Consider the following 231-nt stretch of genomic DNA (forward strand, 5'->3'; position numbering starts at 1 on the left):
AATAAAAAATTGATATTTTAAATTTAATGATATGATTCAGTTTTCAAAGAACTAATTATAGTGTTATAAAAAACACTAATGGGCCTGACAGGACTCGAACCTGTGACCTCTGCGTTATCAACACAGCGCTCTAACCAGCTGAGCTACAGGCCCATCAAATATTTCATTGAATGCTGTAAAACACTCAAAACTAAATAACGTTTCAACAAATGCCTTCCGATTTTCCTTAGA

The 231-nt window shown here is 33.8% G+C and carries 1 tRNA gene; it reads right to left on the reverse strand.

From position 1 onward, the window contains the following. Window positions 1–79 precede the first annotated feature (79 nt). Window positions 80–153 (reverse strand) — tRNA-Ile (locus IV73_RS06455). Window positions 154–231: the final 78 nt, after the last annotated feature.

This window comes from Weissella kandleri (assembly GCF_001438705.1).
GTDB classification, from domain to species: domain Bacteria; phylum Bacillota; class Bacilli; order Lactobacillales; family Lactobacillaceae; genus Weissella; species Weissella kandleri.